This window comes from Nocardiopsis nanhaiensis (genome assembly GCF_054778635.1).
Genome location: NZ_BAAGZJ010000126.1, coordinates 1 through 14,190, shown reverse-complemented (window position 1 = coordinate 14,190; position 14,190 = coordinate 1). Strand labels below are relative to the sequence as shown.

Here is a 14,190-nt window from a genome sequence, read left to right as displayed (position 1 = left end):
CGGACGGCTCGAACACCTGCGCGGCTCCGCACTCGGGTTCCGCAACCTGACCAACTACATCGCCCGAAGCCTGCTCGAGACCGGCGGCTTCGGACCCCAACTCCTACACCCCCGATTGGGATGAGCCTTTTTGCACCCGCACGAGGTCATCGGCAAGAGCTGCACCCGCACCCGTTTCGCTATCCAGGAAATCGCGGAACTAATTCCTTCCCGCTCCTGGACAATCCTACGTATCACGGAATTATCGCACCGGCGAACAAGCCTATCGTAATCACTACCTTTGCGCCTCAAGTCGGAAATAGAAGGTGACTTAACAACCGCAGGACGGATACTGACACTCCACCTCTTGCGCCCGGCTATTCAACAGCCGGGAATAAAACCCCTTGCGGAATCCGAAATAAGATGCACGTTTCGATTGTCCACGTCGCCATGAAGACAGATACGCTGGAGAACCGAGGACCGAAGGTGCGGTGGCAGAGCTGCGGAAACAGCTCCTGGACGTCACTCGGACTTTCCGAGGACGTCGCTGTCTATTTCGGCACCAGCAATCTCACCCCGCAACCGATTGAGGTGCTCACGTGCCGCGACCGCCCCTGTACGGTCGCGGGCAGCCAGTTCCATGGCCAGCGCGTGAGTGACGATCCAGCCCGCCAGGTTCTCGCCCGCAGCGCCCGAAGTGGAAGGGGGAGTCGTGATGACGGTATCGACCTCTCCCGCCAGTGCACCCCCCAGCGCCTCAGTGATGACGACGGTGGGCGCACCGACTTCGGCGGCGCGGCGCAGCAGGGAATCGATCTCCCGGAACAGGCGCAGCGGGGATAGGACCACTACCGCGTCACCGGGACCGAGGCCCAGCAGGTCATCGGCCAGCCGGAACCCTGTGGCCCCCAGAGAGGTGCAGCGCCGACCCAGCCGACTTACCTCGAGAGACAGGTAGTGGGCGGCTCCGGACGCGGGGCCGATGCCGTAAACCACAGTGCGTTCTGCCTCTTCGACAATCCCGACAGCCTGGTCGAAGGCACGCGGGTCGACGACATCAGGCAGGCGCCGGACGAGGTCAGCGCTGTCCGCGATGACCTGGTCGAAGACCCGGGCACGACCGATGTACTCCAGCCGCTGGTCAAGCACGCGTGCGGGGTCGCGTCGGGCGGTCAGCATGTCACTGAGCGCCCGCTTGAGTTCGCGCAGGCCGCTGTAACCCAGCGAGCGCGCGGTACGCACAACGGTGGCGTCGCTGGTTCCGGTCAGCGCGGCCAGTTCCGCGGCCGAAGCGGTCACGGCCTCCCCGGGCCGATTGAGCAGGAAGTCGGTAACGGTGCGCTCACGCGGCGACAGCGCGGAGAGGTTGGCCGACACGCGGCCAGGGAAACCGCCCCCGCCAGCAGATGAAGTTTTCATTACTTGATTGACCCTTCGATGTAGTAAATACTACCATCCTGTGCACTGGACCACACTAGGAGCTCCCCAATGAAGCACCAGGTCGTCATTATCGGTGGTGGCGTCCACGGCTGTGCCGCAGCCTGGACACTCGCCGACGCGGGCGCCGACGTCCTCCTCCTCGAAGCCGACACCATCGCTTCCGGCGCCTCAGGCGGCTTCGGCCGCCGAGGAGTCCGCGGAAACCGCCGCGACCTGCGGGAACTACCCCTGATGCGGTCCGCCTACCGTCTCTGGCCCACTTTGGACGAACGGCTCGGCAGCCCAACCGGGTACCAGCGCACCGGAGGCCTGTACCTCATCGAACAAGAGACCACCGGCACCAAGGGCGGCCTGGTCGCAGCCCGCACGCATGCTCACATCCAGTCCCAGATGGGCGTCCCGACGAAGCTCATCGACAGGCAACAGCTCATCGAACTCGAACCTGACGTCGCACCCGGTGTCCGCGCCGCGCTCTACGCACCCCTGGACGGATCCGCAGACCACACCGCGACCACACTCGCCTTCGCCGAAGCCGCTCGCAAGAAGGGCGCGACCATCCGCGAAGGCACAGCTGTCACCGGCCTGCACCGCCGTGACGGCCGTATCGCCGCAGTGGAAACCATCGACGGCAGCCGCCACGTTGTAGGCGATGCCCTTTTGGTACTCAACAACACCGGGGCCATCGAACTCCTCCAGGACCAGCTCGAGCTGTCACTGCCCGCTTGGCCGATCCTGCCCCAGGCCCTGCGCCTGCCCGCGGGCACCGACGCGCCCCGGATCAACCATCTCATCGGCCACGACCACAGGCCGTTGTCCCTCAAGGCCCTGCCCGACGGATCCACCATGCTCAGCGGCGGCTGGCGTGGACGGTGGCGCGCGGACCTGGGCCGCGGTGAGGCGACCGCCGACGGCGTCTCCGGCAACATCGCCACCGCGGCCGCCGTCTACACCGCCCTGTGCGGTGCCCGCCCCGACATCGCCGACGCCGAACGGCCCGAATCCTGCAGCGCCGACGAAATCCCCATCATCGACCGCATCCCCGGTACCGCCAACGCCTGGGTCGGCACCGGATGGACCGGCCACGGCTTCGCCATCGCTCCGGCAGTGGCCGAAGCCCTCAGCTTCTGGTTGCGCACCGGAGCACGACCGGAAAGCCTCTCCCCCTTCGCGCTCGACCGGTTCGACAGCGCGGCGCCCCTCCACCCGACCGCCGGCTGAGCCCCAGCCACGGTCAGCAAGGAGCACACATGTTCCCCACCGACGAAATCAGCGGCGACAGCCTCAACACGCTCCTGTTCGCTATCACCGTTCTCGGACTACTCATCCTGGTCGGCGTCGTACTCCGGCTCCTCATCGCCCCGCTGCGTCGGATGTTCATTCCAGCGGCACTCATCGGCGGAACCCTCGGCGCGGTCCTGGGCCCCTACGGTGCGGGCCTGTTCCCCGAATCGATGGCATCCACCTGGGCAGGGCTGCCCGCAGTCCTGATCACGGTCGTGTTCGCCCCCATGCTCCTCGGGATGAGCATGCCTTCTCCGCGCCAGACCTACCACCTCATCATGCCCCAACTGATGTTCAGCTACTTGGGCGTGGCCCTGATGGTCGGGGTCCCCATGCTGGTCTGCGCAGCCCTGCTCGTCCCGTTTTTCAACGTTGGTCCTATGTTCGGCACCATCGTCGAGATCGGCTGGCCGGGTGGCCACGGGACGGCGGCCGGGATGGCTCCCGTCTACGAAGGGCTGGGGTGGTCCGACGGCGGCTCCCTCGCCCTGGCCTCGGCGACCGCAGGCCTGTTGTTCGGCATCATCGTCGGCGTCATCATGATCAACATCGCAGCGCGACGGGGGCACCTCAGCGCCACCCGATCCGGGCGCCCTGCTGACGGGCCCGATCTGCTCCCCGAAGAGGAACACAGTCCGTCGGGCCGGTCCACGTTGAACAAGGACCTCATCGACGGCTTGGCCTTCCACGGGGCGCTCATCGCGGGCGCGATCCTCATCGGGTGGGTACTCCAGTACTTCGTCGACCAGGTCATCCCCGGGATGCCGCTGTTCCCGCTGGCCATGATCGGCGGCGCGATCGTCCAAGCGGTCATCGCCCGGACACCGCTGGCGGCTGCCGTCGACCCCGGGACCCTTCGGACGATCCAGGGAGCCGCGCTCGACCTGCTGGTGGTCTCAGCGGTGGCCTCGATCACGGTTCCCGTAGTCGTTGACAACCTTGTTCCCCTGGGCGTCCTCCTGGCGGTGGCCGCCGTCGTGTGCGTCGCCTTCTTCTACTGGGCCGGACCCCGACTGTTCCGTACGTCCTGGTTCGAACACTCCATCGTCAACTTCGGAACCCTGACCGGGGTGGCTTCCGTCGGCCTCATGCTGCTGCGCACGGCCGACCCGGGGCTGAAAACCGACGCCGCCCGCGCCTACGCTCTGCGGTCACCGTTCTTCAGTCCACTCCTGGGCGGCGGTCTGGTCAGCGCGTCACTACCGATGCTGGCACTGGGCCTAGGTCCGTGGGGTCTGGCGATCGGCGCCCTCGGGGTTGCCCTCCTGGTGTACGTCCTTGCCCGGCTACTGGGGCTGTGGCAGGCGCCGAAGACCAGTGTGGAAACGGCCGCCTCAGCGTAGTTCCGCCCTGGCTACTGTTCCGACGACATCGCAACCCAGGTTTGCGAACCGATGCCCTTGTGCCTGGCCAAGACGGCCCCTGTGGCGCGTCCTTTCCTGAACAGCCGGACTCACACCGGGGGTCCCATTCCACCTTCTCCGTCCTTGATGGGCGGCTTGCGGAACCTATCCACCTTCTTGACCGCCACTAGGTTTATCTCGCCGAAATCATGGTGAAAAGTGGCCGTGCGGGCCCGGTAGCCGCACACGCCAAGCCCGCTCAATACCACCGAGGGACCGGGCCAGTCCCGTCAGACCTCGGCACGATTTCACCATTCGTGGCCTGCCGCACCCGCTGGCAGGCCACAGCGGCGTACCCCGGTCGGGGAGCCGCAGTTCACACAAGACCGTAGGGGCAATCTCGGCTGCCCTGGTCAGGTTCAGCGAGAGGGAAGGAGCGCGGCGTGAGCATAACGACAGGGCGCCACAAGGGAGCGATCATCACCCCGTTCCGTGGGATACGGGACCTGATCTGCGATATGAACCGCATCGCCGACACGATGGCCTCGGTGCGGTCAGGCCCCACCGGCGATGCCGTCCACCCGTGGAGGCCGGCCACGGACATCGTCGCGTGCGGCACTGACGTGCTCATCCGCTGTGACGTTCCAGGCGTGCTCCCCGAGGACATACAGGTCACCTTCTCCCCGGGGCACCTCTCCATCACCGGCGTGCGCCGCCCCGAACGGGACAGGGACACTGCTGCCTACGGCGAACACCGGACCAGCGGCGCCTTCCGGCGCGAGATCACCCTTCCCACGAGCGTGGTCCGCCGTGATGTGTGGGCCGAACTCGACCAGGGGCTCCTACAGATCACGGTCAACGATGCGGCCCGCCCCACGAGGGAGGTCGTGATCCCGATCAACGAAGGCACAACGGTGCCCGCTCCTCGTCCGCCGCAGACCTCCTCTCAGCCGGAGGCACCAGTCGACGCCGGAGCATCGGCGCGGGGCGCCGAGCCGACCGGCGGGAGTGCGCCGATCGGCTCGGGGTGATGCCTCCGGGCTCGGAACCGGCGAAGGGAGCACCGGATCTCGAGCAGTGTGGAGACCCTCCTCCCCTCGGGAGGAAGTTCGCATCGGCTCAGTGCGGGTCCTCAGCCCCGGTTCCCTCGCTCTCGGGTGAGTGCTCACGCAGGTACTCCTCAGTCCCCCGTTCGGCGCCGACGGCGGATTCGGCGAACTCAGGGGTATCGAAAACCTCGTCGGCGAGGGGGTCCTGGAGCGCGGCTTCCTCGTCCCAGTCGATCGCGCCGGTTCGGGGGTCCACCGTGGTGTCCTGCGGAGCGACATCGTGCACGGCCACCACCGTGCTTCCGTCCCCCGAACCGGTGGAGACGGCTCCTGTCGACACTGCGGGGCTGAGCCCGGCGAGCGTGGCTGAGGCCGAGCTGAGCCCGCCCCGGGGGTGCCCGTTCTTCTTCTCCTCTGCCCTCACGAGATCGCGCAGGTTCCTTTCGAGTTCTTCCTCCGTGTCGGACTGCTCCCGCACCGTGGAGACGAGCGCGGACGTGGTCGCGTGGGGGCGGATGCGCACATAGCGGGGCATGACCGCGATTTCGTAGCGAAACATCTTGACGAGCGCGACGACGGCCAGAACATAGACGACGGAGAGCGGCGCCGCTCCGGCCAGCGAGCTGACCTGGAGAACGGTCAGGGCCGCCTCGCCTCCCGCGAGCAGCAGCAGGGCCCCGGCGACGCCGAGGAGGCAGGACCAGAAGAGGCGTGTCACACGAGGGGTCTCGGCCCGGCCGCCATGGCAGAGGACGTCGACCACGAGTGAGCACGAGTCGGCGGAGGTCACGAAGAACAGAGTGATGACGAGGATCGCCACTGCGGAGAGCAGTGCGATGACCACTCCCCCGACTGGCAGGTTCTCGAAGAGCAAGAACAATGAGGTGTCGGTGTCGATGACCCCGTTCTCTCCGACCATTCCGCCTTCGGATATCTGGTAATGAATCCCGCTGCTACCGAAAATGGTGAACCAGAGGACCGCGATGGCGGTGGGCGCCAGCATGACGCCGAGAATGAACTCCCGGATGGTGCGGCCCCGGGAGATCCGGGCGATGAACATACCGACGAAAGGAGCCCAACTGAGGAACCAGCTCTGGGTGAACAGGGTCCACCCGAGCGTCCATCCGTCGTCGGCCCCCGCCCCGGTCACGAACATGAGTTCGGGAAAGGCCTGAATGTACTCCCCGGTGTTCTGGACCAACGACCGCAGGAGGAAAACGGTCGGCCCGAGAAGCAGCACGCACAGCGCCAGCAGGGCGGCAAGAATCATGTTGACTTGCGAGAGCCAGCGCAGGCCCTTGTACAGCCCCGTGATAACGGAGACGGTGCTCACCGCGGTGATGACGACGACCAGCCCGACGAGAACCATGTCGGAGGGGTCGAACCAGCCGAGGTGGGCCAGACCGGCCTGGATCTGGAGGACCCCCTGGCCGAGGGAGGTCGCCACTCCGAAGAGAGTACCGACGACGGCGAAGACGTCGATGGCGTGACCGACCCAGGACTCGATGAGCTTGCGACCGAAGACGGGTTCGAGCAGCCATCGGATGGACAGGGGGCGCCCCCGTCGGAAGGTCATGTAGGCCAGGCCGAGTCCGACCACGGCGTAGATGGCCCACGCGTGCAGACCCCAGTGGAACATGGCCTGGCCGATGGCGGCACGCGCAGCTTCGTCACTGCCCGGTTCCACCCCCAGAACCTCCGGCGGAGCGACCATGTGGTTCAAGGGTTCGGCCACGCCCCAGAAGACCAGGCCGATTCCCATACCCGCGGCGAACAGCATGACGAACCAAGTGAGCACAGAGAACTCGGGCTTTTCGCCGTCACGACCCAGTCGGATGTTCCCTGCTCTGGACAGTGCGGCCCAGAAGGAAAACACCAGGAGCATGGTAACGGCCAGAATGTACCACCACCCGAGCACTTCTCCGATTCCGTCACGGATTCCGGTGAAAGCCGCCTCGGCATCGTCTCCGTACTCCGCCCCGTACCACGTGGCGAGGGCGAGTGCACAGACAACGATGAGGACCGATGGGACGAAGACCGGCTTGGAGAGGCCTTTCCATGCGGATTTCAGCGAATTCTCTGAATCTTTCTGTCTCAGAACGGAAGACAAGTGCATATTCCTTAACTAGGTTTTCTTTCGCCCCTGGCCACCAGCGCATTCGATGGCTCGCGGGAATCGCGGCCGGGAGTCAACCTGGACCCGGATCGTCTCCGACTGTTCTCCGTAGATCGGAACGAGGCCGCAACGCCTTCAGCGAAGTTCTGGTTCCCGCGCACTGACGGGTTTCAGAGCGCAGCGGGGAACCATGTTCCGCTGGATGCAAGGGCGGTGTTGTACGGCCGGGGACGCCGCGGCGATGTGTGTCGTCGCTGTGGTCAGCGACACCCCGAGAGTGCTGGGCCGATGGCCGTCGGAGGAACGCCAAACCGTTGCCGACCCAGGCAGCCACCACCATCGAGAGACCCGTCACCCCTGCACCGGGGCCGGCCTCCAACGGAGAGGGCAAGGAGAGCCGACTCGCACAGGGGAGCCATGAGCCCGGACGGCCAAGCGTTGTGCAGGGCCGGTACGGGTAGCGCGGGTTGCCCAAGGAGGAGTGCAGGACGCTACCGGGAATCCCCTGGCCACGGTCAGCTCGCTCCAGCCCTCAGGAGCAAGCGGTGTCAGGATGACCGGGAGGATACGGTCCGGCCGTCGTCCACGCCAGGAACCCGGTCCAAGCGGCTCCGCTGACAACCTGTCGCCCGGCCCTGGATGCATGGCGGCGGGCGGGTTTCCACTGACGTAGTGACGTCCTCTCCCTCCTTCGCAGAACACAGACCCGGTGCCGTCCGATCCACAGCAACACCAAGGCATGGGGGAACGGCAGGCTGTGCGGCGCCGGGAGGTACTGAGCCAGCCTACCTGCGGCGATCGAACCGAAAGCGGTCCCGGGCAGAAGCCTGGACCCCCGGTCGCGGGACCGAACGGGGTCCCGAACATCGAGCGATCGGCCGCGGATCCAGCAACGAGCGCTTGAGCCGACATCCGCTGCTCGGCGACCCCTGGAGCACTGCGGCCCCGAATGGTGTGCCGGTTGCGTTCCTCACACACCGGTGCGCTCCAGGACGTGCGCGAGCCCCGTGCCGATACGCCCCGTCGAGGTCAGGTGCGGTGGTCTGCATGGCCGGACGCCCTCATGGAGACAGAAGGGCTGATCGGCCAGCATGCCTCGTTGCTCGACCCCTGCTTGTTCTGCTCAAAAGCCACCCGGTGCACGGGGTGGTCGAGGTCCGGGAGCTCCGCCAGCGCGTTGATGACCGCACACCCTCTGGGAAGCTCCGACGTCCACTCACCAAACGCCTTGAAAGGCGCGATCAGATGTCCCGCCGGAGTCGGACCCGCGCACACGAATTGTTCGACCAACTCGCGCCAGCGCTGATCACGGTCGAACAGATAGGTGGCCACCAGTGCATCCTTCGCGCCGAACCGGTTGTCCAGCGTTCGCTTGGTGACTCCGGAGCGTGCGGCGATGAGATCGACGCCTGCAGACGTGATGCCCTTCTCGTAGAAACAGTTTCGGGGCGGTGCCGAGGATTCTGCGCGCACCAGGCGTGAGCGCGCCTGAGTCGAGTGCTGCTCTGCGATTCAGACGGTGTTCCACCTCCGCCGGACTCAGTGAACGTCGAGCATCGCTTACGCTCGCGCCTAGCAGGATGGATCCGAAGTCGTTCGATGGTGGCGAAGAGTGATTCGGCGAGGGAGTCCAGGTCCTTGCGTCACAACAAGGCCATGGGCTCCCTCGCCTCACGCTCAGACCAGGCATCCTCTGGAATGGCACATCAGGACACGGCCACGTTGTGTTATATTTTGCGAATAACGAAAACTACTGGGTGTGAGGTAACGGTAAGCATGGGCGAGCCAACCGGCCGCGGGGAGTCTATGGGGGGACTCGCCAAAGGCCTGGCGATCATCGAGACCTTCAACGCGGGTCGGCCCCGTCTCACGGTCAGCCAAGCCGCGGACCACACAGGCATATCCCCAGCCGCAGCTCGGCGATGCCTGCTCACGCTCGTGTCCCTCGGTTACGTAAGCCACGACGGCAAGTACTTCCGTCCAACCCCGAGGTTGGCCAGGCTTGGCGCTGTCTTCAACTTGGTATCCCCGCTGCCGACCCTGGCGCAGCCGTGTCTGGAGGAGGTCAGGGACAAGCTCTCGGAGTCGGCCTCCTTGGCCATTATGGACGGCAGTGATGCCTTGTTCGTCGCGCGGGCCGAGGCTGAGAGCATAGTCTCCATCGGCGGCCGGATCGGTTCACGCCTACCGGCGCACGGTTCATCCACGGGCAGAGTACTCCTGGCTGAACTGGCTGACGGGGAAATCGACGCGTACCTGGCGACCATCGAACCGCAGCGGCGCACTTCCCGCACGCTGTTGTCGGTCGAGTCGATCAAAGCCAGGATCCTTCGCGCGCGCGACGAAGGTGTGGCCTTCACACAAGAGGAGCTTGAAGAGGGGGTCAACACCATGGCCGTCCCCGTGCGGGACTCGGGCGGTCAGGTAGAGGGAGCCATGAGCGTGACGTCCTTTGCCGCCCGCACTCCGGTCTCCGTCATGCGCTCGGAGTACCTCCCGGTCCTTCAACGTGAAGCCGAGAGGCTGGGATCGATGCTCTGAGGGCGTGCCGATGGCGTCAACGTTTGACCAGGCTCGGGAGCGCGATGACCATGCCCATCGCGAGGAAGGCGCCGGCGAAGGGCGTGAAGGCGAGCATCCCGCCCATGGCGGCCGGCGCTGCGAGGAGCGCTGAGGCGCGGAACGTACCGGTCGAGGCAATGGCCGAGCCCTGGTCCTCATGTTCTACTCGTCGAGAGGCGAGCGCCGGACTGGTCGTTTGCACGATGCCGGTACCAGCGCCCGAGAGGACGAGCAGCGCGATCACCGGTGCGCTCCAGGCCGCGACGATTCCGAGCATCCCGATTCCGAGCGCCGTGCAGGTGACCGCCAGTGGTAGGAGTGCTGGTCCCAACCACCGGTTGAGCCGATCGGCGGCCCAAGTACCGACGATGACCGCGAGATTCCCGGTGGCCACCAGCACACCGATCGAGAACGAACTGTAGTTCGAGGCGACCAAGAGGAGCGGGACGAAGGAGTCGAGCATGCTACGCCACGCTCCGGCAGTGACGTTGCTCCAGCAGGCTGCCCGCACCCCGGCCCGGTTCCACAGCGGAGAGGTCCGGCGGCGCGCCGTCCGACGGGCGTACGGGGGAAGACGCGTGAGCATGGAGGCGGGGACGAGGGCAACTGCCGCCACCCCGGCGGCTACGCTGAGAGCGGCCGCCGGGGAGTGCATATCGGAGACCGCACCGGCCAGAACCGCACCGACCAGGGCGCCCGCGCCCGCCGACATTCCGACCGAGGCCACACCGGAGATCGGTGAAGAGGACATACGGACCGCGTGGGTCTGGCTGCTGGTCCAGAAGAGCGCTCGGGCAGCCCCTTGGAGGACGAGTGCACTGACATAGGCAGCGGTGTTCTGGATAAACCCGAGGAGTCCACAGGACAGGCAAGTGAACACCACGGAGGTCGCCAATAGGGTTCGGTCGGAGAGAGTCCGCAGCAACCATGGCATGGAGATCCGTGTGAGGATCTGCGCGGCCCCCGACAGCGCTACAAAGGCTCCGATGAGAGGAGCCCCGAGACCGTCCTGCGCTGCGAGGAGCGGAACCGCCACACCCGCCGTCGCAGTCGCCACCGAGAAGCCCGTCGCAAGGACGGCGGCTGTCGCAGACTCGCGCACGATGCGTTAGAACGCGTCGCGCATGACCTGGAGGTAGGACTCCGGAAGGTCGTCGAAACTGTCGATGACCTCCTCCTCAAGTTCCGCCCCCGTAAGGAAAGCGAACTCGCGTTGCACCTGCTCAGCCTGCGCGAGTACTTGGTCGTCCTGGAGAGCCTCCTCGAGTCCGTCGCTCAAGCAGGTCAGCGCGTCCTCGTCCATGTCCGGTGGACCGACGAGCGGCCGCCCGAGCTCGTTGACGACGAGGTGGGCGTCGACGAGTTCTTGCGCGTGCTCATCGATGTCGAGATCGGAGACCATCGTGATGTCCGACATGTCTTCAGGCGGTTCCTGGCCGAACGAGAGGACACCGGTGTTATCACCGCTCTCAACGCCTCCACGTCGGCCGTCGATGGGACCGGTGAACCCGTCGATGTTCCCCTGGAGCAGGGCGAGCTCGCTTTCGCTCTGACCGTCGAAGCCCGCGACCACCTCGGCTCCGGGGAGTTCGAACGCCTCGATGAGCAGCGCGCCGGTAACGTAGTCCGAGGCGCCTCGGCCGGTCGAACCGAAGCTGAAGCCTTGGCTTGCCTCGATATCGTCCCAGCTCTGGTAGGGCCCGTCGGCGGCAGTAACGAGGATCAGGTCGTCAACGGAAACACGTCCGATGTAGCTGAGGTCATCGAAGGAGAACTCGACACCTTCAGCATCGACCAGAACAGCGGCCGCGATGCCCGAACCGTTCATGATGGCGACTTCAGTACCGTCCGGGTTGCCCTGGCTGAGCTGGTTGATGGCGAGCAGACCGCCAGCGCCGGCCTCATTCTCGATGATCACCTGGGTGCCGATCGCCTCGGCCATGCCGGGCTCGATCAGCCGGGCCAGGGTGTCATACCCGCCTCCCGCGCTGTAGGGGACGGTGAGCGAGACGGTCTCGCCCTGCAGTGTGGCACAGGGGCCGTCTCCGTCCGCGGCGTTGTTGGGGGCGCCGCCGGGCAAGGCTGAACAGCCGGTCGCGAGCCCCAGCAAGAGAGCTGAGGCTGCCGATGACGTCTTTTTCATGGGTCTGGCTCCAAACAGTTGTGGGTCACCCGCCGTGGAAGAGCATCCCGGTCGGTGTTGATACGTAGGTGACTACGCGTAGGAGGGTCCACATGATCACTGCCAGTGCGGCGGCATAACCTGCGGAGAACAACCACCCCCGCTTTCCTACGAAGCGCAGGTAGCAGAACGAGAACGCGGCGCTCGCGGTGAAGATGCCGAACAGCAGCAGAGCGGCGATGTAACCAAACAACCACGCGAGTGCGGCGCCCCAGCGCCTTGCGTCTGCGGTGACGAGGATGTTCTCGGATTCTTCTTCGTCGGCCTTCTCAGCCGTCGGTGTGGTGGCTGGGGACGGCGACGGCGTTCGACCTCGCCCCCGCGCCCGCAGGAACAGGTTGCGTGTGACGGTGTACAGTGCCGCCGTCGCGCCGACGCCGGAAGCGGCCTGCGGTAGGAATGCCGCCTGTTGCGGCCATCCCAAGCTGGCGACGAAGCCCGCCACGAATATCACCGCGGCAGCGCAAGCGATGGTCAGTTCCGCGTTGGCGTCGGATTTTCCAGCGGGGGTCGTCTTGGTTTCGGACTTGTCAGCGAGGGTCGTCATGGGCCTCTCCAGTGGCTGCTTTGTCCTGCTTGGGCGCGTCAGTCGGGCTGGTCGAGCTGCGGTTGCCTCGGCGGACCGAGCGGACGCCCAGGCTCACGGTCAGGACGATGACGACACCGAGTGCGATCACCCCCGGACGGGTCACCCAGTCCCAGCCGAAGAGCATGACGGAGAGGTTGAGGTATGACTCGATCAGGCCCCCCAGTACCAGGGCCAGCAGGAAGGGGATTCGCGGCCAGTCCCATCTGATGCAGAAGACGCCGACCCCAGTGGCCAGGAGCATGATGACGATGTCGGTGACGCTGCCGTTGATGCTGAAGGAGCCGATCACCAGCAGCAGAAGCAGGCCGGGCACGAGTGTCGAGCCGTTGATCCTGGTCAGGTGGGCCAAGGGGCGGATCAGCGGGATGGCGATGATCACCGCGAGAATTCCGGAGATGATCGCGATCCAGATCAGCGAGAACGTGACGTCGAGCTGTGTGGTGAGCATGTCCCGTCCCGGGGTGATCCCGAGGATGAGGAACCCGCCCAGGAGTACTGCGGTCGCGGCACCTCCGGGGATCCCGAAGGCGATGGTGGGGATGAGCGAGCCGGAGTCCTTGGCATTGCTCGTGGACCCTGCCGCGACTACTCCTTCGATACTTCCCTTGCCGAACTGTTCCGGGTTCTTGGAGAGCTGCTTGGCCTGTCCGTAGGCCACCCACTGCGCCACCGAGCCGCCCAGTCCCGGCAGCATCCCGATCCCGACACCGATCATCGACGACCGCACGATGAGGAACCAGTGCCGCAGCGCGTCCAGGAATCCCGCAAGGGTGCCGGTGACCCGATTGCCGCTGCCGGTGCGGGCGACGCTGCTTCGGCTGAGCATGAGTTGAAGGACCTCGGCCCCGCCGAACAGCCCGATGACTACGGGCACCAGTGCGATGCCTTCCCACAGGTCCAGGTTTCCGAAGGTGTAGCGGGGGATGCCGTATGTCGGATCGATGCCGATGTAGGCCACGAGGAGGCCGGCGGCGACCATGATGACGCCGCGGGCCGGGCGCTTGCCCGACAGCGTGACGATGAACGTCATGCCCAGGACCGTAAGTGCGAAGAACTCGGGCGGCCCGAGGACGAGCACCAGCGGTCTGATGACGGTGATGAGGACGGACAGCGCGATCGCCCCAACCAGGCCACCGATGAGTGAGCTGCACAGGATGGCTCCGAGTGCGCGTCCGGCCTGCCCGCGTTTGGTGAGGGGATAGCCGTCGAAGACCGCTGCTGCTGCCGTGGCCTCGCCCGGTATCCCGAAGAGCACCGAAGTGATATCGCTGGCCGTGGAGGTCACGATCCACATCGCGATCAGAAACGCGAGTCCGTGGATCGGCTCCATGTTGAAAGCGAAGGGCAGCAGGAGGGCGATGGCCACGGCGCCGCCGAGGCCCGGCAGGAGCCCGACGATGAAGCCTAAGGCGACGCCGAGGAGGACGAACGCCATGGTTTCCCAGGCCAGAACCTGGGCCATGCCAGTCGTGATTGCTTCGTACATGCTATGCGTCCCTGTCGGTATGCATCAGAGGCGTACCTAGTGCAGCGATTCATAAGTCCTTCGGGGAGTGCTGACTACTGTCAGTGCTCCCCGAGATCGGCGAGGTGGACACCACACGCGCAGTCCAGAGCCTCGTTCGGGGTCCCGGTCCACTGCCCGCTCG

The 14,190-nt window shown here is 65.8% G+C and carries 11 protein-coding genes; 4 read left to right on the top strand and 7 right to left on the bottom strand.

Annotated features, from left to right (window positions below; translation table 11 throughout):
* Nucleotides 1-501: 501 nt before the first annotated feature.
* On the bottom strand, nt 502-1,356 hold the full coding sequence (locus ACYVD1_RS33175) for a MurR/RpiR family transcriptional regulator (protein ID WP_460778437.1): 855 nt from the start codon (nt 1,354-1,356) through the stop codon (nt 502-504).
* A gap of 111 nt (nt 1,357-1,467) precedes the next feature.
* On the opposite strand from ACYVD1_RS33175, the gene ACYVD1_RS33170 reads away from it, so the two are divergent.
* The 3 genes from ACYVD1_RS33170 to ACYVD1_RS33160 all read left to right on the top strand — a co-directional run bounded on the left by ACYVD1_RS33170 (nt 1,468) and on the right by ACYVD1_RS33160 (nt 5,074).
* Nucleotides 1,468-2,637 (top strand): NAD(P)/FAD-dependent oxidoreductase, encoded by a 1,170-nt coding sequence (locus ACYVD1_RS33170; protein ID WP_460778436.1) that lies wholly within the window; start codon nt 1,468-1,470, stop codon nt 2,635-2,637.
* A 29-nt stretch (nt 2,638-2,666) separates the two neighbouring features.
* Nucleotides 2,667-4,043, top strand: coding sequence for a sodium/glutamate symporter (locus ACYVD1_RS33165; protein ID WP_460778435.1), 1,377 nt, complete (start codon nt 2,667-2,669; stop codon nt 4,041-4,043).
* Between the two features lie 443 nt (nt 4,044-4,486).
* Nucleotides 4,487-5,074 carry an Hsp20/alpha crystallin family protein gene (locus ACYVD1_RS33160; RefSeq protein ID WP_460778434.1) on the top strand — a complete coding sequence of 196 codons (588 nt, stop codon included), beginning with the start codon at nt 4,487-4,489 and terminating at the stop codon, nt 5,072-5,074.
* Nucleotides 5,075-5,162: 88 nt separating this feature from the next.
* On the opposite strand, the gene ACYVD1_RS33155 is transcribed toward ACYVD1_RS33160, so the two are convergent.
* The gene (locus ACYVD1_RS33155) at nt 5,163-7,208 is read right to left on the bottom strand and encodes a BCCT family transporter (RefSeq protein ID WP_460778433.1); all 2,046 of its coding nucleotides are present in this window, start codon (nt 7,206-7,208) and stop codon (nt 5,163-5,165) included.
* Nucleotides 7,209-8,237: 1,029 nt separating this feature from the next.
* Complete coding sequence (locus ACYVD1_RS33150) at nt 8,238-8,681, bottom strand: TetR/AcrR family transcriptional regulator (RefSeq protein ID WP_460778432.1); 444 nt, start codon at nt 8,679-8,681, stop codon at nt 8,238-8,240.
* A 303-nt stretch (nt 8,682-8,984) separates the two neighbouring features.
* On the opposite strand from ACYVD1_RS33150, the gene ACYVD1_RS33145 reads away from it, so the two are divergent.
* Nucleotides 8,985-9,749: an IclR family transcriptional regulator domain-containing protein gene (locus ACYVD1_RS33145; protein WP_460778431.1), complete on the top strand. Its 765-nt coding sequence runs from the start codon at nt 8,985-8,987 to the stop codon at nt 9,747-9,749.
* Nucleotides 9,750-9,765: 16 nt separating this feature from the next.
* Here the strand turns inward: ACYVD1_RS33145 and ACYVD1_RS33140 are convergent, their stop codons facing one another.
* Genes ACYVD1_RS33140 through ACYVD1_RS33125 form a run of 4 tightly spaced genes read right to left on the bottom strand, consistent with a single transcriptional unit; the run spans nt 9,766 to nt 14,027 of the window.
* Complete coding sequence (locus tag ACYVD1_RS33140; RefSeq protein WP_460778430.1) at nt 9,766-10,827, bottom strand: MFS transporter; 1,062 nt, start codon at nt 10,825-10,827, stop codon at nt 9,766-9,768.
* A gap of 51 nt (nt 10,828-10,878) precedes the next feature.
* Nucleotides 10,879-11,913 (bottom strand): Bug family tripartite tricarboxylate transporter substrate binding protein, encoded by a 1,035-nt coding sequence (locus tag ACYVD1_RS33135; RefSeq protein WP_460778429.1) that lies wholly within the window; start codon nt 11,911-11,913, stop codon nt 10,879-10,881.
* Between the two features lie 25 nt (nt 11,914-11,938).
* A complete protein-coding gene (locus ACYVD1_RS33130; protein ID WP_460778428.1) occupies nt 11,939-12,499 on the bottom strand; it encodes a tripartite tricarboxylate transporter TctB family protein in 561 nt (186 codons plus the stop codon).
* Nucleotides 12,483-14,027, bottom strand: coding sequence for a tripartite tricarboxylate transporter permease (locus ACYVD1_RS33125; protein WP_460778427.1), 1,545 nt, complete (start codon nt 14,025-14,027; stop codon nt 12,483-12,485). Before ACYVD1_RS33125 ends, ACYVD1_RS33130 begins: the two co-directional genes overlap by 17 nt.
* Nucleotides 14,028-14,190: the final 163 nt, after the last annotated feature.

What these genes read in the sequence shown, in the direction of transcription:
- ACYVD1_RS33170 (WP_460778436.1), top strand. Translation starts at nt 1,468, where the DNA reads ATGAAGCACCAGGTCGTCATTATCGGTGGTGGCGTCCACGGCTGTGCC.
- ACYVD1_RS33165 (WP_460778435.1), top strand. Translation starts at nt 2,667, where the DNA reads ATGTTCCCCACCGACGAAATCAGCGGCGACAGCCTCAACACGCTCCTG.
- ACYVD1_RS33155 (WP_460778433.1), bottom strand. Translation starts at nt 7,208, where the DNA reads ATGCACTTGTCTTCCGTTCTGAGACAGAAAGATTCAGAGAATTCGCTG.
- ACYVD1_RS33145 (WP_460778431.1), top strand. Translation starts at nt 8,985, where the DNA reads ATGGGCGAGCCAACCGGCCGCGGGGAGTCTATGGGGGGACTCGCCAAA.
- ACYVD1_RS33135 (WP_460778429.1), bottom strand. Translation starts at nt 11,913, where the DNA reads ATGAAAAAGACGTCATCGGCAGCCTCAGCTCTCTTGCTGGGGCTCGCG.
- ACYVD1_RS33130 (WP_460778428.1), bottom strand. Translation starts at nt 12,499, where the DNA reads ATGACGACCCTCGCTGACAAGTCCGAAACCAAGACGACCCCCGCTGGA.
- ACYVD1_RS33125 (WP_460778427.1), bottom strand. Translation starts at nt 14,027, where the DNA reads ATGTACGAAGCAATCACGACTGGCATGGCCCAGGTTCTGGCCTGGGAA.